Below are 21,084 nucleotides of genomic sequence, written 5' to 3' on the forward strand. Positions count from 1 at the left end.
AACACCGTTGTTTTTATGTTTTGTTCAGCACGGCTTAAGAAATTCCACACTAGCGTCAAAATTCGCAGGTGTGTGTCTGCCGAGCCACTGATCGAGGTGTGAGACGTGAATCGCTTTATGAAATCGGCCTTTTCTTTTTCGGCCATGCTGTTGGCGCTCGCTGCCGTCGCGCCACAGGCCGATGCCCAGCAATATGGCCGAAACCGGAGCGATATCGTGCTGGTGACGCCAGGCGGCGAAATTCTCGACTATGTCCCGCCCGGCCGCGGCTTCGTCTATGCCCGTGACTACAGCGGCAATCGCGTACTGGTCGACCGCTACGGCAACATCATCGCCACCGAGATGCGCGCCCGCGGCTATTATTCACCGCGCACAAATCGCGAAGTCTATAACGACGCCTACAATAACGATCCCTATTATCCTGACGATAACCGCCATGGCGACACGCGCTATTCCGAGCGCGGCCCGGTAACCGGTTCCATTCCGCAGGATGCTGCCATAGAGCGCCGGCCACTCGAGGATCAGCCTTACCCCGGCGACCAACAGGGTCAGGACGACTATGCCGCAATCGAGCCCGATCAGCAGATTCCACCCGCCGATGAGCCGCGTCAGGTACCGCAGGAACCTGTGATCACCCTCAAGGACAAGTCGAAGCCCGAGATCGTGGCCCTTCAGGTCTTTCTGGATCGCTCAGGCGTTTCGCCCGGTGTCATCGACGGCCATATGGGCTCCAATGTCACCAAGGCGGTCTACGCCTATGAACAGATGACCGGCACCAAGCTCGATCCAAACAATACGGATGCGATCCTCGAAGAACTGCGCATGAATGGCGGCCTGCCGGTCGTCAACTACACGATCACGGATGCGGATGCGGCCGGTCCCTATGTCGCACAGATCCCGGAAGATTATTCACAGAAGGCGCTCCTGCCGTCCCTCGCCTACACATCCGTAACCGAAGCGCTCGCCGAACGTTTCCACATGGACGAGAACTTCCTGAAGGAAATGAACCCCGGCGCGGATTTCACAATTCCAGGCACCGTCATCAAGGTCGTCAATCCCGGCGAGAACAAGAAGGGCGCAGTCGCGAAGATCCTCGCCGACAAGGGCCGCAAGCAGGTCTTTGCCTATGACGACGCCGGCAACCTCGTTGCCGCCTACCCCGCCTCGATCGGCTCCACCGACACGCCATCTCCATCAGGCATCGTCACCGTCGAGCGCGTCGCCTTCAATCCAGGCTATACCTACAATCCCAAGATCAATTTCCAGCAAGGCGCCAATGACAGGATCCTCGATATCCCGCCCGGTCCAAACGGCCCGGTTGGTACGGTCTGGATGGCGCTTTCCAAGCCCACCTATGGCATTCACGGCACGCCCGACCCCTCCAGGATCGGCCGCACCCAGAGCCATGGCTGTATTCGCCTGACGAACTGGGATGCGACGGAGCTTGCCAAGATGGTCAAGCCTGGCGTGACGGTCGAATTCGTCGATTGAGGAAATCTATTCGCCCGGCGCCTCGGCCGGGCGCTCGCCGAACTGGATGAGACGCAAGAGCTCTACCTGCTTCCTGGCACCCGTCTTCATGTAGACGGACCGCACCTGCGAGCGGATCGTCTCTCGTGAACGGCTGGTTTCGGCAGCCAGGCCCGCAACCGAGCCTCCCGAAACCAGCGCCCTGACGACCCTGATTTCAGCCTGCGTGAGACCGAAATCGTTGCGCAGTTTCTCATCACTCAGCCCCGCGGGCCTTTGTTTCGGCTCGATCAGGACGGCGACAACAGGCCTTTCGAAGAAGCGTGGCTGGAGGCTCTTTTCAAGCTTGAGCAAGGTGATCTTCCGGCCGTCGGTCAGAACCGTCTGCTGACGCTCCGCCTCCTCTCCATGCCGCAGCATCAGTGTGAGGCGGTCGTCGGCATCCTTGTCGGCAAGATGCACCGTTCCGAGCGGTGAAAGCCAAACACCTGTTCCCTGTTCGAGCACCGCCTCTCCCAAGCCAGAGGTGGACATCAGTCGTCGCTCTGAATTCAGGAGGAGCACACCGACCCCAATGGCATCGAACAGTCGTCCGTTGATCTCCGAATGGCTCTTTTGCCGGCCACCGGATTCCAGCGCGATGAAGGCCCGCCTCAGATGCGGCCCGATCCGTGTCAGAAGCCCAGCACAGGCCCGGCTCTCATTCGGGTCGGTCCAGCGGGTCGTGGTGATCGAAAGATTGAACGACCGGCTGCCCTCGCGCAGGATCGCCATGCCGACGGCGCCGTGACCTTCATGCCGATGCCAGAAGTCATTGAAGAACTCGGTCCTGGAAAGCTCCGCATAGGATATGAAATCCTCGCCGATTGCCCCCTGCCCCGTGGGTGTCCTATCCAGACCGGATATCCACGGGTTCAGCCGGCAGTAATAGCGCGTGTAGGTGTCGATCCACGACTGATCCATGTTGATGTGGAATTGCGACGAACCTTCCGCCCGCGCAGCGTCGTGATAGAAAAGGCTGGTTCCCGCCCCCGGCAACAGCCCGTTCAACTCCGTCAGAAACGTATCCCATCGCGCTTCGCCAAAAACGATTCCGTAGATGGAATCGATAAGCTTGTCGTCGACTTGCCGGGTGATGCTCATGCGTTGCTTCGCGCGTGAAGGGATTTTTACAACCTGATAACCATTACACCAGTGAGCAAATGTAATTTCAAATGGAAAATGCCCCGGTCGAAGCCGAGGCATCAATTTCCCTACCCCCCGCTAGTCTGATCAGGCAGCACGGCCCATGGCGTTTGCTAGGCGAATGGCAACCGGCAGCCGGCCCGGCACCTTGCGGATGATTTCCTCGGCGAAACAGAGGGCGTTTTCACGAGCCTTGTCGAGATTGCTGACGCGCATCGGATCCATCGTATGCAGCGTGCCGCCGCAATCGAAGATGTCGCGGAAGGCCGAGCGTTCGATGATCGCCGTATCGAGAACCGGCACGTGGCGCTCGTTCAGCAGCGCCTTGACGAGTTGCAGCGCGCGGGTAGTGACCATGGAGTTGACCCGGGTCAGCACGACCGAATGGCCGATCTTGATGCCTGCCTTCTCCTCCAGATACTGGAGCAGTTCGAGAACCTGGGCGCCGCCGCGTGCATCCATGGCGCAGCCCTGGATCGGGATCAGCACGTGGTCGGAGAGGCCGACGGCTGTTGCCAGCAGCGGATTGCGCGCGCCCGGCAGGTCGATGATGAAGTAATCGGTATTCTGCTTGTTTTCGCTGATGTGCTGCGGCAGCGAGGCGGTCGTTACGAAATCGATGACGCTGATGTTTGCCACATGGCCGGAAATTTCGTGCCAGCGCGAAATCCAGTGCTGCGGATCGGCATCGAGGATGGTGACGCGGTAGCCCTGACGGGCAAGTTCGGTAGCAAGCAGCAATACGGCTGTGGTCTTGCCGGCACCGCCCTTGGTATTTGCGAATGTGATGACTGGCATATTCTTAGTCCTCGAAGGGAAATGGCGCGAGCCGGCATCGCTCGTTGTTAATCGCACTGTCGGAGCATCGTGCGGTTAACTCATCCTTGCCAATCGTGGTTAACAAACCGTTAAACGGACCCGCTGAAATTGCGGCCTGCATTTTTCGCATCATCAGAAATAAGCATGCGCTAAAAACAAAAAAGCCCGGAAAACCAAGGTTTTCCGGGCCAGTTGATAGGTCCGCCTTTATCTGATCAGAAGCAATCCGCAAACAGGGTCTTGGTATTTTCAAGCGTCAATGCAACCGGATTACCGCCGGCGCTCGGGTCTTCGATCGCCATCGCCGCCAGTTCGTCGAGCCGGTCGGGGGTGATTCCCATCGCCGTCAGATTGTCAGGGACGTTGAGTTCGGAACGCAGCTTCAGCACGTAATCATAGAAACCGTCGAAGCCGCCCGAAATTCCGAGATAGGCTGCCGCACGTGCGATCTTCTCTTCAATAGCCGAGCGGTTGAAGCGCAGCACTGCAGGCATGACGACGGCATTGGTCATGCCGTGATGGGTGTTGTAGACGGCGCCAATCGGATGCGAGAGCGCATGGATGGCGCCGAGACCCTTCTGGAAGGCGACAGCGCCCATAGCGGCTGCCGACATCATGTTGGCGCGGGCTTCCAGATCCGTGCCTTCCTTATAGGCGCGCGGCAGGAATTCCTTGACGAGCCGCATGCCCTCCAGCGCGATGCCGGCCGACATCGGATGGTAGAAGGGCGAGGAATAGGCTTCCAGGCAATGGGCGAAGGCATCCATGCCGGTGCCGGCCGTGATGATCTTCGGCATGCCGACCGTCAGTTCCGGATCGGCGATGACGACGCCCGGCAGGAACTTCGGATGGAAGATGATCTTCTTCACATGCGTCACGGAATTGGTGATGACGCTGGCGCGACCGACTTCCGAGCCGGTGCCCGCCGTGGTCGGTACGGCAACGATCGGCGCGATACCTTCGACGCTCGCCCGTGTCCACCAGTCGCCGATATCCTCGAAATCCCAGACCGGGCGCGTCTGGCCGACCATGAAGGCCACGCACTTGCCAAGATCGAGGCCCGAACCGCCGCCGAAGGCAACAACGCCGTCATGGCCGCCGTCGCGGAAGGCCTTGATGCCGGCTTCGAGGTTCTTCTCGTTCGGGTTCGGATCGACATCGGCGAAGATCGCGCGGCCGAGGCCGGCATCTTCGAGAATGTCGAGCGCGTTCTTGGTGATCGCCATCGAGGCGAGGCCGCGGTCAGTGACGAGCAGCGGCTTCTTCATGCCGAGGCTCTTGCAGGCGTCGGCCAGTTCCTTGATGCGGCCGCGGCCGAGCTTGACTGATGTCGGATAGCTCCAGTTTGCGGTGATGTTGGCGCTGCTCATGCTGTAACCTTCTTGAGATGGTAAGATTTCGGGCGCGTCAGATTGTGGAAGCCGATGATCGACAGCGAGCCGCCGCGGCCGGTTTCCTTGACGCCGGTCCAGCACAGAGCCGGATCGAGATAATCGGCGCGGTTCATGAAGACAGTGCCTGTTTCGATTTCACGGCCGAGCCGTCCTGCCCGCTCCGCATCCTTGGTCCAGAGCGAAGCAGTCAGCCCGTACTGGCTGTCATTCATCAGCGCCAATGCCTCGTCGTCATTCCTAACCTTCATAATGCCGACGGCTGGGCCGAAGGTCTCTTCGCGCATGAAGGCCATGGAATGGTCGACATTGACGAGGATCTGCGGTGCCAGATAGGCGCCGCCGTCATCGGCCGGGAAAAGCTTCGGATCGACCAGCGCCTTGGCGCCTTTGGCAACAGCATCGGCGATCTGCTCGCGCACCACCTTGGCAAAGCGCTTGTGCGCCATCGGGCCGAGCGAGGTCTCCGGATCGAGCGGGTTGCCAAGCTTGTAGTTCGAAACCCAGGCGACCGACTTCTCGACGAACGCGTCATAGAGCGATTCATGCACATAGATGCGCTCGATACCGCAGCAGCACTGGCCGGAATTATAGGTCGCGCCATCCATCAGCGTGTCGACGGCGGCGTCGAGATCGGCATCCTCCATCACATAGCCCGGATCCTTGCCGCCGAGCTCGAGGCCAAGACCGGTAAAGGTGCCGGCCGCAGCGCGTTCCATCGAGCGACCGCCTTCGACCGAACCGGTGAAATTGACGAAGTTGAAGCTGCCGGCGGCGATCAGCGCCGAGGTCGTCTCATGGTCTAGGAAGACGTTCTGGAACACATCCTCTGGAATACCGGCCTCAACAAAGGCCTGCACCAGCCGCTCGCCGACGAGCAGCGTCTGCGAGGCATGCTTCAACACGACGGTATTGCCCGCCATCAGCGCCGGCGCGATCGTGTTGATCGCCGTCATGTAGGGGTAGTTCCAGGGCGCCACGACGAAGACGACGCCATGGGCTTCGCGCTCGATACGGCGCTCGAACTTGTCGCTTTCTTCGACGACGAGCGGAGCCAGAGCATCGGCTGCGATCGAGGCGACATAGTTGGAGCGCTCGTTGAAGCCGCGATATTCGCCGCCATACTTGATCGGCCGGCCCATCTGCCATGCAAGCTCGGGCACGACGACATCGGACATCTCGTTGAGACGGGCGACGCCCTTCAGCACCAGTTGGACGCGATCTTCGAGCGGGCGTTTGGCCCAGGCTTTCTGCGCTTTGCGCGCACGCGCCACGGCTTCCTTTGCCGCTTCAAGCGAAAGCGCCGGACGCTCCGCGTAAACAGAGCCGTCAATCGGCGAAATGCATTGGATCATCGTCATGATCTAAATCCTGTTTTCTTGGCCGCAGGGAAAGACACCACGACTTGTTCTCCGTAGGAGAATCCGGTCGGGCGGCTTTCCGCTTCGGATATGTTCTTAAGCTCTCTCGAAGCCGCGCGCCACTTCCCAATCCGTGATGCGGCGGTCGTATTCTTCCTGCTCCCATTCGGCAGCGCGGGTATAGTGGTCGATGACGTCGTCACCGAAGGCTGCGCGCAGCATCTCCGATTCCGTCATCGCCTTGGTGGCAGCCCGCAGCGTGCGCGGGATCTCGCGAATGTCCTTGCCGAAATAGGCGTCCCCCACATAGGGCGCCTCCAGTTCCAGCTTCCTTTCGATACCGTCGATGCCGGCGGCAAGCAGGGCCGCGAAGGCGAGATAGGGATTGAGATCGGAGCCGCCGACGCGGCATTCGATACGGATCGCCTTGGTCTCCTCGCCGCAGAGGCGGTAGCCCGCCGTTCGGTTGTCCTTGCTCCAGACGGCCTTGGTCGGCGCGAAGGTGCCGGCCATGAAGCGCTTGTAGGAATTGATGTAAGGCGCCAGGAAATAGGTGATCTCGCTCGCGTGGCTGAGCAGGCCGGCAATATAGTTCTGCATCAGCGGTGTCATGCCGTGATGGCCGGCATGGTCGAAGAAGAGCGGCTTTTCTTCGAGACTCCAGAGCGACTGATGGATATGCGAGGAACTGCCGGCGGCATTGTAATGCCACTTGGCAAGGAAGGTGATTGCCTTGCCCTTCGACCAGGCGATCTCCTTGCAGCCGTTCTTGATGATCGCATGCCGGTCGGCCATGGTGAGCGCATCGGCATAACGCACATTGATTTCTTCCTGGCCGGCGGAAGCCTCGCCCTTGGAATTTTCGACCGGGATGCCCGCACCCTGCAGGCCCTTGCGGATCGCCCGCATTACCTCTTCTTCCTTGGTCGTCTGGAAGATGTGGTAGTCCTCATTATAGGCGCTGGCGAGCTTCAGGTTTCGGTATCCGGACGCCTGTGCCGCCTCGTAGGTCTGGTCGAACAGGAAGAATTCGAGTTCGGAGGCCATATAGGCCTTCATGCCCATGTCCTCCAGGCGCTTGACCTGCTTCTTCAGGATCGCGCGCGGCGAATGGGCCACTTCCTCATGCGTATGGTGGTCGAGCACGTCGCAGAGAACGAGGGCCGTTCCTTCGAGCCAGGGGATGACCCGCAGCGTCGAAAGGTCCGGCTTCATCGTATAGTCGCCGTAGCCCTTCTCCCAGCTGGTCGCCTTGTAGCCGGAGACGGTTTCCATCTCCATGTCGGTGGCCTGTAGGTAGTTGCAGCTATGCGTTTCCTTCCACGCGCTTTCGAGGAAGAATTCCGCCTGGAAACGCTTGCCCATCAGGCGCCCCTGCATGTCCACCTGGCAGGCCAGCACCGTATCGATGCGCCCGTCGGCAACGTCCTGTCTGAGATCGTCGAGAGTATAGCTGCTCATGATGTATCCGCCTGAAATTGAACCTGAGAAATCGGGAAAACGAAACGGCATGCGACCGCCGGGATCAACCCGCCCGATGCCTTTTCGTTGAACCGTGAGGGGGCCGCGTGATGCGGCCCCGCCATGTGAGAGGGAAGCCTCAGTTCTTAGCTTTCGCCGACGGCCTTTTCGGCCGCTGCGATCTCGGCCTGGCGTTTTGCCACTTCGTCGCCGATCGGCGGGCCCTTGAAGCGGCGGCTTTCGAAGCCGAACCAGACGATGCCCGTCAGCACCAGGAACCCTACCGTGACGTAGAGCGCCGGCCTGTTCGGCGGCTGAATGCCGAGAACGAAGATCAGGATCATCGCGAGGATCGAGAGGACCGCGAAGAGCTTGAACATGCCTTCGCCGAGGTTCCACGGACCCATCTTGTCCCACTTCGAGGTTCCCCAGGCAAAGAGGCCGAGTGCGATCGGGATCGCGAAGGAGAAGAACAGGAAGATGACCGTGCAGGATACGACGATCGTGTAAACCGGCGTGTCGCCGATCGAGACGAGCGACGAGCCCCAGACGAAGAGCACCGAGAGGATCGAGCCCGTCCAGATCGCAGCAACCGGCGTGCGGTAGTTCGGGCTGACCTTCGACAGCGCCTTGGAGGCCGGCAGGCCGCCGTCACGCGAGAAGGCGAAGATCATGCGCGAGACCGAGGTGACGGTCGCAAGGCCGCACAACCACTGGCTGACGAAGATCGCGAGATACAGGATATCCTTGACGATCGGGTTCACCTGGCTGTCCATCGCCCAGAAAAACACGTTCCAGCCCTGCTTTGCCGCGTCGTCCATGTTCGGCAGCATGAGCACGAAGGCGCACAGCATGATGTAGCCGAAAAGCGCCGACCACAGGACCGACGCGACCATGCCGCGCGGAACGGAATGCGCCGCCTTGACGGTTTCTTCCGAAGTATGCGCGGAAGCGTCATAACCGGTGATGGTGTAGATCGGCAGCAGAAGGCCGAGCAGGAACACCCAGGCGCCCGATGTCGTGGGCCATACATTGCCGCCGACTTCGCCGGAATAGTTGGCAAAGGTGAAGAGCCGGCCGAACTCATAAGACGGTGCGGCAAGCAGGCACACGGCTGCGAGCACGATCGCGGTTGCAAAGATCAGGTAGCCGGAGAAGTCCGTGAGCTTTGCGGTGAGCCCGATGCCCATATGGTTCACAAGCGCCTGTGCGCCGGTGATGATCACCAGGAAGACGATCCGCACCAGCGTCGTGTCCGTCAGGCCGAGATAGCTCGTGCCGAAGGCGCCCATGAAGAAGTAATAGGTGCCGACATTGATGGCGCCGAGAACCGTGACGAGGCCAAGCAGGTTGAACCAGGCTGTCAGCCAGCCGGTGAAACGGTTGCCGAGGATCGAACCCCAGTGATAGAGCCCGCCTGCCGTCGGATAGGCGGAGCTGATCTGCGCCATGGCGACGGCAAAAACGAGCGAAACAAAGCAGCCGATCGGCCAGCCGATGCCGATGGCGGCACCGCCCGCGCCCGAGGTCGCCTGCGCCAGCGAGTTGATACCGCCGGAGAGGATGCAGATGATCGAAAAGGAAACGGCGAAATTCGAAAACGAGCTCATCCGCCGTTCGAGTTCCTGGGCATAGCCCATGGAATGCAGGATATGCACATCCTGCTTTTTATCACTTTCGGTATAGTCCGACATGACTTCCCCCTGTTGACAATCGCCCGCGGAATTGCGGCCAATCCAGTGCCAATAGTGCCCGTGGCTTTTCGCCTTGCGGGCTGTTCGCAGTTAAACTGCTCCCCGGGGTCTTATGTTTTATTCAGGCGTCCAGACTTTCCTGGATGAGCCTTGCGAGATAGTCGGCCACGACCCCTTGGCCGGTATCGTCTGCGATGAGGTCGTTTCGGACCTCGATCATGACATTGCGAAGCCCGTTGGAAATGCCGTGCAGGATCAGCGTGTGCGTCACGCCGTCCTCCGGCCCGTAGGGCTCGTTGCGTTCGGTGCGGTAGAGCGGCGCCTCGGCCGCTGATACCAGCATGCGGTCGGCAAGGCGGCTGTCCTCGTCATGGAGGATGCCGAGCTCGACGGCGCGTTGCTGGCCATTATAGACCGGTGTGAAACTGTGAATCGTCACAATGACGCTATCCTGCCCCCTCGCCTGGCGGTCACGGATCAAGGCGCGAACAGCATCGTGGAACGGCTGGTAAAGCGCTTCGGTGCGCGCAAGGCGCTCTTCCCCGGTCAAATCCTTGTTACCGGGGATCGTGTAGATCTCGCTGACCTCGGGCATGGCGCCCGGCGAACTCGGCGGCCGGTTGCAGTCATAGATCAGCCGGGAGAAGCGCTGGTAGATGAGCGCCGCATCGAGAGCAGCCGAAATGCCGCGGGCAACGGCAAGCGCGCCCGGATCCCAGGCGATGTGGCTTAAAAGCGCTTCTTCGGAGAGGCCGAGATTACCGAAATGTTCAGGAAGCGTGCGGGATGCGTGCTCGCAGATGATGAGCACGGGACTCTTGCCGCGGACGCGTTCGATTGCGACGCAATCGCCGTCCGCTTCGCTGAGAATTCGGGGCTGAGCCAGCACCAACAGCACCTCTCCATCGCTTAATAAAATCTTTACAAGAAAAGAATTCTTCAGGTTCTCGACAGTGTCAAGCGCGTTCTGAAAATTTCTTTTCATGACACTTGTTGACATGGATTGTGACAGCGTTGTTAACTTTCAGTGGGAAAGTGGCATCAGACCATCCCGGGGAGCAAAATCACGTGAGTGTCGCGGCTAAGACCGTTTCGGACGTCATTCATTCACATCTCGGCGTGCTCACACGCGCCGAAAAGCAGTTGGCCGAAAGCCTGCTCGACAACTACCCCGTCTCCGGCCTCGGCAGCATCACCACGATTGCTGAAAATGCCGGCGTCTCTACGCCGACGGTCGTGCGCATGGTCCAGAAGCTTGGCTACAAGGGCTATCCAGACTTCCAGCAGCATCTGCATCAGGAAGTCGAGGCGACGATTTCCAATCCGATCGCCAAGCACGACCGCTGGGCCCAGAACGCGCCGGGCACCCATATATTGAACCGCTTCGCCGATGCCATCATGGGCAATCTGCGCCAGACGCTCTCCGATCTCGATACGGCTACCTTTGATAACGCCGCAGCCTTGCTCTCGGACCGCAAGCGCACGCTCTATTTCGTCGGCGGACGCATCACCGGCGCACTTGCCGAATATTTCTTCACCCATATGCAGGTCATCCGCCCGAACACGGCGCTGCTTTCTTCCAATTCGTCGAGCTGGCCGCAATACGTCCTCAATATGAATCCGGGTGACCTGCTCATCATCTTCGATATCCGCCGCTACGAGCAGGAAATGGTGAGCCTCGCCACTGCCGCCCGTAAGCGCGGAGCCGAAATCATCGTCTTCACCGACCAGTGGGCTTCGCCCGCTGCCAAGCTCGCCCGTCACGCCTTTCGCGTGCAGATCGAGGCGCCGTCGGCCTGGGATTCCTCCGTTGTCACACTCTTTATCGTCGAGGCGCTCATCGAGGCGGTGCAGAACTCGACCTGGGACGAAACGAAGGAGCGCATGAAAACGCTGGAAGGCCTGTTCGAACAGACCCGGCTTTTCCGCAAACCCGGTTAGGAGGGACAACTAAAAAAAGGGCAAAAACAATGACGGATTTCGCGGAAACAGGACAGCCTGTCGCAAATGAAACATTGGCGCAAGCACCTGCTATTCATGAGAAAATTAACGTCATTCAACTGTCATACAAGCTTCATCTAACGCCAGTAACAGCACATCGGACACTGAAAACCCGAAGGAGAACAACAGTGATCTCTAACATTTCTCGACTGCTCTCGCTTTCTACTGCGATGATCGTTGCTTCGACTGCGATCGCAGCAGCTGAGCCGAGCGCTGATCTTATCGCTGCCGCCAAAAAGGAAGGCACGCTGACCACGATCGCTCTCCCGCATAACTGGTGCGGCTACGGCGACGTCATCGCAGGCTTCAAGGCCAAGTACGGCCTCGAAATCAACGAACTGAACCCGGATGCAGGTTCGGGCGACGAAGTCGAAGCAATCAAGGCCAACAAGGGCAACACCGGCCCGCAGGCGCCTGACGTCATCGACGTCGGCCTCTCCTTCGGTCCGTCTGCCAAGAAGGACGGCCTGATCCAGCCTTACAAGGTCTCCACCTGGGATTCCATTCCGGACAGCGCCAAGGATGCCGAAGGCTACTGGTACGGCGATTACTACGGCGTTCTCTCCTTCGTCGTGAACACCGATATCGTCAAGAACGTCCCGAAGGACTGGGCTGACCTCAAGAAGCCGGAATATGCCAACACGGTTTCGCTCGCCGGCGACCCGCGCGCTTCGAACCAGGCTGTTCAGGCCGTTTACGCTGCCGGTCTTGCAACCGGTGAAAAGGACGCAACGAAGGCTGGTGAAGCTGGTCTCGCTTACTTCGCAGAGCTGAACAAGGCCGGCGCGCTCGTTCCGGTTATCGGCAAGTCCGCTTCGCTCGCTCAGGGCTCGACCCCGATCGTCGTCGCATGGGACTACAACGGCCTCGCATGGCGCGACAGCCTTGCCGGCAACCCGCCGGTTGAAGTCGTCGTTCCGTCGACCGGCGTTGTCGCAGGCGTTTACGTTCAGGCGATCTCCGCTTTCGCTCCGCACCCGAACGCTGCCAAGCTCTGGATGGAATATCTCTATTCGGACGAAGGCCAGCTCGCTTGGCTGAAGGGCTACTGCCACCCGATCCGCTTCAACGACCTCGCTCAGAAGGGCAAGGTTCCGAAGGAACTGCTCGACAAGCTGCCGCCGGCTGAAGGCTATGCAAAGGCCGTCTTCCCGACGCTCGACGAGCAGGACAAGGGCAAGACCGCAATCACCACCAAGTGGGATAGCGTCGTCGGCGCCAACGTTCAGTAATATCTGACCTCGCCTCCCCGCCTACCAAGGCGGGGAGGCTTTTCTCACTCCGACGCCCCAGGATGAGCTTTTCCATGAGCACCGTTTCAACGCCTATGGTAAGCACTGCCCCCTTGATCAACAAAGATCGTGTGATCGACTGGCTGGGCATTGCACCCTTTATTATTTTTTCTCTGCTATTCCTGATCATCCCCACTCTGTATCTTGTGGCGGGCGCGTTTTTGACGCCCGATGGCGATTTAACGCTGAAAAATATCAGCGATCTTTTCACCCCATCCATTATGAGCGCCTACTGGATTAGTATCCGCGTCTCGGTCGCATCCGCTCTTGGTGGCGCGCTGATCGGCTTCTTTCTCGCCTGGGCCGTCGTGCTCGGCGGGCTGCCGAGCGGGGTCCGCGCAACGCTGCTGACATTCTCGGGCGTCGCCTCGAACTTTGCCGGTGTGCCGCTCGCCTTCGCCTTCCTGGCAACGCTTGGCCGCACCGGCCTTGTGACCCTCTTCCTGCGCGACTGGTTCGGCTTCAACCTTTACGGCACCGGCTTCAACCTTCTCTCCTTCTTCGGCCTCACCATCACCTACATGTATTTCCAGATCCCGCTGATGGTGCTGATCCTGACGCCGGCGCTCGACGGCATGAAGAAGGAATGGCGCGAAGCTTCACAAATCCTCGGCGCCACCAACCGCCAGTATTGGACAATGGTTGCGCTGCCGATCCTCTGGCCAAGCCTGCTCGGTACCACGCTGCTTCTGTTTGCGAACGCTTTCGGCGCTATTGCAACGGCCTATGCGCTGACCGGCTCGTCGCTCAACATCGTCCCGATCCTGCTCTACGCACAGATCCAGGGCGACGTGCTTCACAACGCCAATCTCGGCTACGCGATCGCGCTCGGCATGATCGTCATCACCGGCGTTTCGAATGTTCTCTATCTCATGCTGCGCATGCGCGCTGAACGGTGGCAAAAATGAAGGGACAACGTATCGGCGCCTGGATCGCCATCATCATCGGTGCAACCTATTTCATCGTCCCGCTTCTCGGTACGCTGGAATTCTCCCTGCGCAAGCGTCGTGACGCCTATTCGTTCGACGCCTATCAGTCTGTCTTTTCCGATGCCAGTTTCCGCGAGACGTTCGGCTACTCCATGATGATGGCCGCGCTGACCATCGTCTTCGGCATGCTGCTCGTCGTACCCACCGCATATTGGGTACGCCTGCGCCTGCCGCAGATGCGTCAGGTCGTCGAATTCATCACGCTGCTGCCGCTCGTCATCCCGGCGATCGTCATCGTCTTCGGCTATATTCAAATGTACAAGTCCTCCTCGTACCTGCCGCTGACCGGCTCCACGACGGGCACCAACATCCTGCTGATGTTCTCCTACATCACGCTCTCGCTGCCCTACATGTACCGCGCCGTCGATACCGCCATGCGCGCCATCGACGTCCGCACGCTGACGGAAGCAGCCGAAAGCCTTGGTGCGAGGTGGACGACGATCATGTTCAAGTGCATTTTTCCGAACGTCATGAGCGGCGTGCTTTCGGGCGCCTTCATCACGCTCGCGATCGTCATGGGCGAATTCACCATGGCAGCCTTGCTCGGCCGCCCTGCTTTCGGCCCCTACCTGCAGCGTGTCGGCGCCAACCAGGCCTATGAGCCTTCGGCGCTCGCCGTCATCGCATTTTCGATCACCTGGCTCAGCATGGGCCTGCTCAATCTCGTTTCCCGCTTTGGCAAAGCCCGCCCGGCTAGGGTATAAGGTATTTGGCTCATGTCTTTTCTTACGCTGACCAACATTCAGAAATCCTTCGGCCAGACGCAGGTCGTCAAAAACTTCAACATGAACATCGAGAAAGGGGAATTCGTCTCCTTCCTCGGACCATCGGGCTGTGGCAAGACGACCGTCCTGCGCATGATCGCTGGTTTTGAAACGCCGACCGGCGGCACGCTGACGATCAACGGCAAGGACCAGCGTGCGCTGAAGCCAAACCAGCGCAACATCGGCATGGTCTTCCAGGCCTACGCCCTGTTCCCGAACATGACGGTGCATGACAACGTCGCCTTCGGCATGAAGGTCGCGGGCGCTCCGAAGCCGGAGATCGACAGCAGAGTCAAGGAAATGCTCGGCCTCATCAAGCTCGATCATCTGGCAGATCGCTTCCCCTACCAGATGTCCGGCGGCCAGCAGCAGCGCGTCGCACTCGCCCGTGCGCTTGCCGTCAAGCCACAGGTGCTCCTGCTCGACGAACCGCTCTCGGCTCTCGATGCCAAGATCCGCGTGTCGCTGCGCGAAGAAATCCGCCAGATCCAGCAGTCGCTTGGCATCACCACGGTTTTCGTCACGCATGACCAGGAAGAAGCGCTTTCGATCTCCGACCGCATCGTCGTCATGAATGGCGGCAAGGCAGACCAGATCGGCACGCCCTTCGAGATCTACAACACGCCGGCAACGCGCTTCGTCGCCTCCTTCGTCGGCACGCTGAACCTCATCGAAGCCAAGGTAGTCGACCCGGATAGCAACCGTATCCAGATCGGCGATCAGGGTGTGACGCTGAAACAGTCCGTCCAGACTTACAAGGCTGGCGACACCGTTCAGCTAGCGCTCCGCCCGGAAGCCGGTTCGCTCGCCGAAGGCACCCAGAGCGACACTGCGCTGACCGGTCAGGTCGTCTCCGCCCACTTCCTGGGTTCGGTCATCCGCACCCGCATGAATGTCGGCGGCAACGTCATCTCCTTCGACATGTTCAATAGCCCCGGCGTCACCCCTCCGGCCGCTGGCGAAACCGTGACGCTCCGCTTCATGGCCGCCGACCTGCTCGTCATCCGCGACTGATCGAAACGGACTGAAATAAAACGAAGGCGCCGCCAACGCGGCGCCTTTTGTATGCCTGCTACCTAATTTTCATGAGCCCCTGCCCCTCTGAATATCCAGGCCAGGGAGATAGCATCGAAACGGAAGGCAGCGTAAAGGAACTGACCAACGGCTTGCCTCGAATCCGGGCAAGCAATACAGACCGGACGGCCATCCGCTCGGTCGCTCCACAACGGGGTCTTTCAATGATTACCTGCCATCTGCGATACGTCATCGACCCTTACAAACTTGCCGAATTCGAACAATACGCCCGGCTCTGGATCCCCATCGTCAACAGGATGGGCGGTGCCCATCACGGCTATTTCCTGCCGTCCGAGGGCGCAAACAACATTGCGGTTGCGCTGTTTTCCTTCCCGAGCCTTGCCGCCTATGAGGACTATCGCACCCGTATGGCAAGCGACCCGGAATGCCAGGCCGCCTTCGAGCTCGACAAGCGCAACCGCAGCATCATCAGCTATGAGCGCAGCTTCATGCGCCCGGTTCTCGGCTGATCCCCCTGGAATTCAGTCCAGACATATCAATCCGGCCGATCGGGATAAGACAGCACCAGATTCCATAGAATTCGGATATCCGGATTGTTCCGTTACTGTCGGCCGCCCCAGCCGGGGATAGAGTGCAAGGCATATCTCCATCTATTGGATGACGGCTTTGCGCACCGAAGCGATGACACAATCAATGTCGGCGAAGGATTGGGGCCAGCTCGCGCTCCTGGGCGCACTTTGGGGCGGGTCGTTCTTCTTCGCCCGCATAGCCGTATCCGAAATTCCGCCTTTGGCCCTCGTGCTTTATCGCGTGGCGATTGCCGCGCTGGTCCTGCATCTCTGGTTGAAGCTGCGCGGCATTTCCTTCGCGCCCGTTCTCGCCCGGCCCGGCTCTTTTCTGTGTCTCGCCCTGCTCAACAACGTCATTCCCTTCTCGTTGATCTTCACTGGCCAAACGGAAATCGGCGCCGGCCTCGCCTCGGTGTTCTACGCAACAACACCTCTTTGGACGATCCTCGTAGCAAACGCGCTGACACCGGATGAAAAGATCTCAACCGTGAAGATCGCAGGCGTCGCGATCGGCATCGCAGGCGCTGCCGTCATGATCGGCCCTGGACTTCTTTCCAATCTTGGCGGACCCACATGGGCAAAACTCGCAGTCATCGGAGCCGCTGTCTCCTATGCCTTCGCCGTTGTCTACGCCAAACGCTTCAAAAGCATAAGCCCGACGGTGGTCGCGACCGGCCAACTGACAGGCGCGACCATCCTCATGCTGCCGATCGTTTTCTTTTTCTACAGCCCGGCCGACATCGTCACGCCGTCTGTTCCGATATGGATGGCCGTACTGGTTCTCGCGATCCTGACAACCGCCTTCGCCTTCATTCTGTATTTCAACCTCATCGCCTCGGCCGGAGCGACCAATGCTTCCCTCGTGACGCTGCTGGTGCCCGTCAGCGCGATCCTGCTGGGCACGGTCTTTCTCGGCGAAAGACTGGAAACGTTCGAGTTCAGCGGGATGATCCTGATCATGACGAGCCTGATCATCATCGATGGACGGCTTTTTCGGCGTTGACCCATCTACCTGTTGCTCGAAAGAAAAAGCCCCGCTCGATGGCGGGGCTTTTCATTCAGGTGGCAATCAGCGGATCGCTTGGTCGTTCGCATCGAAGCGATGGACGTGGCCGCCATCGGGCGTCGCATAGACAATCTCATCGGGTTCATACTTATGTTCGCCGAAGAGACGCGCGGTCAGCAGGCCGCACTGGTCGGATTCCAGATAGACGATTGTGTCGGCGCCGAGATGCTCGACATGTACAGTCTTCGCCTTCCAGGTACCATTGTCGCGAGACAGCATCAGGTGCTCGGGGCGGATGCCGACCGTTTTTGCCTCCGCATCGCCGACCTTGTCGCCGGCAATGAAGTTCATCTGCGGCGAGCCGATGAAGCCGGCGACGAATGTATTGGCCGGGCGGTTATAGAGTTCCATCGGCGAACCGATCTGCTCGATTGCACCGGCATTCAGCACCACGATCTTGTCGGCGAGCGTCATGGCTTCCACCTGGTCGTGGGTGACGTAGATCATCGTCGCCTTGAGGCTGCGGTGCAGGCGAGCGATTTCGAGGCGCGTCTGCACGCGCAGCGCCGCGTCGAGGTTGGAGAGTGGCTCGTCGAACAGGAAGAGTTCCGGCTCGCGCACGATCGCACGGCCGATCGCCACGCGCTGGCGCTGACCACCAGAAAGCTCGGCCGGGCGACGCGCCAGATATTGTTCGAGCGACAGCATCGACGACGCCTTGCTCACCCGCTTCTCGATCTCGTCCTTGGCCGTACCGGCTTGCTTGAGACCGAGGCCCATGTTGTCCTTGACCGTCAGGTGCGGATAGAGCGCGTAGGACTGGAACACCATGGCGATACCGCGTTTGGCCGGCGGTGTCAGCGTCTCATCGCGGCCGTTGATGATGACGGCGCCCGAGGTCACGTCTTCCAGGCCGGCAATGCTGCGAAGCAGGGTTGATTTTCCGCAGCCGGAAGGGCCGACGAAAATGACGAATTCGCCGTCTTTGACCTCGAGGTCGATGCCCTTCAGCACATCATGCGTGCCATAGGCCTTGCGGATGGATTTGAGTTGAAGCGATCCCACTAGTCTTTCCTTATAGTCTAACCGGTCGGCCGGTGCGCACGCTTTCGTCAGCGGCAAGGCAGATGCGCAGCGAGGCCACGGCGTCATCCATATGGCGGGTAAGGTCCAGATCTTCGCTGACAGCGCGCAGCACGAAGGCCTGTTCCAGGTCGCAAAGCGCCTGATGGCCGGGCTCGCCTTCCATCGTCATGTCCTGATCGGGACGGATGAATTTGCCGTCCGGGCCGGTCTCTGCCGTATGCAGCCGGATGACGGATGTCTTGGTATGCGTGTCGATATCGTCGGACTTCGCCTTCGGATCCATGACGATCGAAACCGCGCCGTTCGGCGACATGACATCCTTCACGAAGAAGGCGGTCTCGGAGATCATCGGCCCCCAGCCGGCCTCGTACCAGCCGACGGAACCGTCTTCATAGAGCACCTGCAGGTGGCCGTAATTATACATGTCGGGCGCAATCTCGTTCGACAGCCGCAGACCCATACCGCGCACCTCGACCGCCTTCGCATCAGTGATCTGGCACATGACGTCGACATAGTGGACACCGCAATCAACGATCGGCGAAGTCGTCTGCATCAGCGACTTGTGCGTCGCCCAGGTCGGGCCGCTGGACTGCTGATTGAGATTCATGCGGAAGACATAGGGACCACCGAGCTTCCTTGCCTCCTCGATCAGCTTCTTCCACGACGGATGGTGGCGGAGGATATAGCCGATGACCAGCTTCTTGCCGGCCCTCTTCGCCGCAGCCACGACACGCTCCGCATCGGCAACCGTCGTTGCCAGCGGCTTTTCGACGAAAACGTCACAGCCGGCCTCGAAGGCAGCCACGGCATAATCGGCATGGCTGTCGGAATAGGTGTTGATCGAGCAGAGATCCGGCTCCAGCTCGGCAAGCGCCGTCATGAAGTCCGGATGGATCGTGTATTGATCCAGCTCGGGCGCGAGCTGCGACGGCTTGGAGCGGTTGACGAGGCCGACGATCTCGAAGCCCGGATTGTTGTTATAGGCGAGCGCATGGCTGCGGCCCATATTGCCGAGGCCGGCAACGAGAACGCGGATCGGCTTTTCGGATTGGCTCACTTGACGGCTCCCGAGGTAATGCCGCGGATCAGCTGCCGCGAGAAGATGACATAGAGGACGAGGATCGGCAGGATCGCGAGCGACAGTGCTGCCAGAACCGCATTCCAGTTCGTGACGAACTGGCCGATGAAGATCTGCGAACCGAGCGTCACGGTCTTGGTGGCTTCGGATGGCGCCAGGATCAGCGGGAACCACAGGTCGTTCCAGATCGGGATCATCGTGAAGACGGCGACCGTCGCCATAGCCGGCCGCACCAGCGGCAGCACGAGGCGGAAGAAAATCGAATATTCCGAGAGCCCGTCGATGCGGCCGGCATTCTTCAGGTCGTCGGAGACGGTGCGCATGAATTCCGACAGGATGAAGATCGCAAGCGGTATGCCCTGCGCCGTATAGACAAGGATCAGCGCCGTCAGCGTATTGACGAGGCCACTCGCGACCATGCCCTGCAGGATGGCGACCGTGCCGAGGCGGATCGGGATCATGATGCCGATCGCCATGTAGAGGCCCATCACCGTATTGCCGCGGAAACGGTATTCCGACAGCGCAAAGGCGGCCATCGCCCCGAACAGCAGCACAAGGAAGATCGCAACGATCGTCACGATGAAGCTGTTCTGGAAATAGGTGGCAAAGTCACCCTGCCCCAACACCGTCTGATAGCCGACGAGGCTGAAGGTGGAAGGCGTCGGCACCTGCAGCGGCGACCGGAAGATCGCGTTGCGGTCCTTGAGCGAATTGATGATCGTCAGGAACACCGGGAAGATGGCGATCAGCGTGTAACCGATCAGCGCCAGATGCACGAGGCCGGTGCGGATGGGGGATGTGCGCGCTCTGTTCGACATGGGGCTCACACTCCTCAGAACTGGTAGCGGCGCATGCGCCGCTGAATGGCGAAAAGATAGAAGGAGACGCCGGCAAGGATGATGAGGAACATCACCGTTGCGATCGTCGCGCCCATGGAGCGGTCGCCGAGCTGCAGCTGGAAGCCGAAAAAGGTGCGGTAGAGCAGCGTGCCGAGAATATCCGTGGACATGTCGGGGCCGGCAAGCGCGCCCTGCACGGTATAGATCAGGTCGAAGGCGTTGAAATTGCCGACGAAGGTCAGGATCGAGATGATGCCGATCGCCGGCAGGATCAGCGGCAGCTTGATCTTCCAGAACTGCGCCCAGCCGGTGATGCCGTCGCATTCGGCAGCCTCGATCACCTCCTCGGGGATGCTCAGAAGTGCAGCATAGATCAGCATCATCGGGATGCCGATATATTGCCAGTTGGAGATCAGCGACACAGCCACCAGCGCCGGACCGGACTGGCCGAGCCAGGGCGCAAAAAGCCACTTCGCACCGACAAGGCTCATCAGCCAGGGAGCAACGCCCCAGATCGGCGAGAGGATCAGCTTCCAGATGAAACCGACGATAACGAAGGAAAGCAGCGTCGGCAGGAAGATCGCCGTACGATAGAAGGCGACGAAGCGCAGCTTCGGCGTCGAAAGAAGCGCGGCAAGCGCAATCCCGATCGGATTCTGCACACACATATGAATGGCGAAGAAGATCAGGTTGTTGACGAGCGCGTTCCAGAAGTCGTGCGCCCAGCGCTGGTCGCCGAACAGAACCTTGTAATTGGCGAAGCCGACAAACGTCGGTGCGCCATCGACCGTGTTGTAGAAGGAAAGCCGGAGCGTTTCGATCAGCGGCAGGACCATGATCGCCGAATAGACGATCAATGCCGGGAGAAGGAAGATACCGATATGCCAGCGTATGGGACGCTTGATCGGTTCAGGAATTGCCGATGTCTGATCGGTCATCGCTTGGCTCGCTTTTGGCTTCGTTCTCTCCCTCATCCCTACTTGTCACAGGGATCGAGCAGCGCCGCCTCGGCGGCGCGGGAGACTCTTTCACGCGAAAGACTTT

At 59.7% G+C, this 21,084-nt stretch carries 19 protein-coding genes; 8 read left to right on the forward strand and 11 right to left on the reverse strand.

Translation table 11 applies throughout. From position 1 onward, the window contains the following. Positions 1 to 105: 105 nt before the first annotated feature. On the forward strand, positions 106 to 1,491 hold the full coding sequence (locus tag AB8B33_RS14795) for a L,D-transpeptidase family protein (RefSeq protein ID WP_439015954.1): 1,386 nt from the start codon (positions 106 to 108) through the stop codon (positions 1,489 to 1,491). A gap of 6 nt (positions 1,492 to 1,497) precedes the next feature. Here the strand turns inward: AB8B33_RS14795 and AB8B33_RS14800 are convergent, their stop codons facing one another. From AB8B33_RS14800 to AB8B33_RS14830, 7 genes are all read right to left on the reverse strand, one after another. After that, entirely contained in the window at positions 1,498 to 2,613 is a 1,116-nt protein-coding gene (locus tag AB8B33_RS14800) for a helix-turn-helix transcriptional regulator (RefSeq protein ID WP_439015955.1), read from the reverse strand. Positions 2,614 to 2,742: 129 nt separating this feature from the next. Further along, complete coding sequence (locus AB8B33_RS14805) at positions 2,743 to 3,453, reverse strand: ParA family protein (RefSeq protein WP_007824085.1); 711 nt, start codon at positions 3,451 to 3,453, stop codon at positions 2,743 to 2,745. Positions 3,454 to 3,689: 236 nt separating this feature from the next. Further along, positions 3,690 to 4,844, reverse strand: coding sequence for an iron-containing alcohol dehydrogenase (locus tag AB8B33_RS14810; protein WP_439015956.1), 1,155 nt, complete (start codon positions 4,842 to 4,844; stop codon positions 3,690 to 3,692). Next, entirely contained in the window at positions 4,841 to 6,226 is a 1,386-nt protein-coding gene (locus AB8B33_RS14815; RefSeq protein WP_439015957.1) for an aldehyde dehydrogenase family protein, read from the reverse strand. The genes AB8B33_RS14810 and AB8B33_RS14815 overlap by 4 nt, the downstream gene beginning before the upstream one ends. Positions 6,227 to 6,322: 96 nt before the next feature. After that, complete coding sequence (locus tag AB8B33_RS14820; protein WP_439015958.1) at positions 6,323 to 7,687, reverse strand: glutamine synthetase family protein; 1,365 nt, start codon at positions 7,685 to 7,687, stop codon at positions 6,323 to 6,325. 146 nt (positions 7,688 to 7,833) lie between these two features. Continuing rightward, positions 7,834 to 9,381, reverse strand: coding sequence for an amino acid permease (locus AB8B33_RS14825; protein WP_310389261.1), 1,548 nt, complete (start codon positions 9,379 to 9,381; stop codon positions 7,834 to 7,836). 121 nt (positions 9,382 to 9,502) lie between these two features. Further along, entirely contained in the window at positions 9,503 to 10,273 is a 771-nt protein-coding gene (locus AB8B33_RS14830) for an N-formylglutamate amidohydrolase (protein ID WP_439015959.1), read from the reverse strand. A gap of 176 nt (positions 10,274 to 10,449) precedes the next feature. Between AB8B33_RS14830 and AB8B33_RS14835 the strand changes: the two genes are divergently transcribed. From AB8B33_RS14835 to AB8B33_RS14865, 7 genes are all read left to right on the forward strand, one after another. After that, entirely contained in the window at positions 10,450 to 11,322 is an 873-nt protein-coding gene (locus AB8B33_RS14835; RefSeq protein ID WP_113324548.1) for a MurR/RpiR family transcriptional regulator, read from the forward strand. Between the two features lie 188 nt (positions 11,323 to 11,510). Continuing rightward, entirely contained in the window at positions 11,511 to 12,614 is a 1,104-nt protein-coding gene (locus AB8B33_RS14840) for an ABC transporter substrate-binding protein (protein WP_439015960.1), read from the forward strand. Between the two features lie 74 nt (positions 12,615 to 12,688). Continuing rightward, positions 12,689 to 13,582, forward strand: coding sequence for an ABC transporter permease (locus tag AB8B33_RS14845; protein WP_310389255.1), 894 nt, complete (start codon positions 12,689 to 12,691; stop codon positions 13,580 to 13,582). Next, positions 13,579 to 14,367: an ABC transporter permease gene (locus AB8B33_RS14850; RefSeq protein WP_113324551.1), complete on the forward strand. Its 789-nt coding sequence runs from the start codon at positions 13,579 to 13,581 to the stop codon at positions 14,365 to 14,367. Before AB8B33_RS14845 ends, AB8B33_RS14850 begins: the two co-directional genes overlap by 4 nt. A 12-nt stretch (positions 14,368 to 14,379) precedes the next feature. After that, positions 14,380 to 15,441 carry an ABC transporter ATP-binding protein gene (locus tag AB8B33_RS14855; protein ID WP_439015961.1) on the forward strand — a complete coding sequence of 354 codons (1,062 nt, stop codon included), beginning with the start codon at positions 14,380 to 14,382 and terminating at the stop codon, positions 15,439 to 15,441. A gap of 224 nt (positions 15,442 to 15,665) precedes the next feature. Continuing rightward, on the forward strand, positions 15,666 to 15,971 hold the full coding sequence (locus tag AB8B33_RS14860) for an NIPSNAP family protein (RefSeq protein ID WP_439015962.1): 306 nt from the start codon (positions 15,666 to 15,668) through the stop codon (positions 15,969 to 15,971). 184 nt (positions 15,972 to 16,155) lie between these two features. Then, positions 16,156 to 17,034: a DMT family transporter gene (locus AB8B33_RS14865; RefSeq protein ID WP_439015963.1), complete on the forward strand. Its 879-nt coding sequence runs from the start codon at positions 16,156 to 16,158 to the stop codon at positions 17,032 to 17,034. Positions 17,035 to 17,100: 66 nt separating this feature from the next. Here the strand turns inward: AB8B33_RS14865 and AB8B33_RS14870 are convergent, their stop codons facing one another. Genes AB8B33_RS14870 through AB8B33_RS14885 form a run of 4 tightly spaced genes read right to left on the reverse strand, consistent with a single transcriptional unit; the run spans position 17,101 to position 20,978 of the window. Continuing rightward, a complete protein-coding gene (locus AB8B33_RS14870; protein ID WP_113324553.1) occupies positions 17,101 to 18,102 on the reverse strand; it encodes an ABC transporter ATP-binding protein in 1,002 nt (333 codons plus the stop codon). A gap of 10 nt (positions 18,103 to 18,112) precedes the next feature. Continuing rightward, positions 18,113 to 19,180 carry a Gfo/Idh/MocA family protein gene (locus tag AB8B33_RS14875; RefSeq protein ID WP_439015964.1) on the reverse strand — a complete coding sequence of 356 codons (1,068 nt, stop codon included), beginning with the start codon at positions 19,178 to 19,180 and terminating at the stop codon, positions 18,113 to 18,115. Then, the gene (locus tag AB8B33_RS14880) at positions 19,177 to 20,019 is read right to left on the reverse strand and encodes a carbohydrate ABC transporter permease (RefSeq protein WP_439015965.1); all 843 of its coding nucleotides are present in this window, start codon (positions 20,017 to 20,019) and stop codon (positions 19,177 to 19,179) included. Before AB8B33_RS14880 ends, AB8B33_RS14875 begins: the two co-directional genes overlap by 4 nt. A gap of 14 nt (positions 20,020 to 20,033) precedes the next feature. After that, the gene (locus AB8B33_RS14885; protein ID WP_439015966.1) at positions 20,034 to 20,978 is read right to left on the reverse strand and encodes a carbohydrate ABC transporter permease; all 945 of its coding nucleotides are present in this window, start codon (positions 20,976 to 20,978) and stop codon (positions 20,034 to 20,036) included. Positions 20,979 to 21,084: the final 106 nt, after the last annotated feature.

This window comes from Rhizobium sp. 768_B6_N1_8 (genome assembly GCF_051811225.1).
Classification (GTDB): Bacteria; Pseudomonadota; Alphaproteobacteria; order Rhizobiales; family Rhizobiaceae; genus Rhizobium.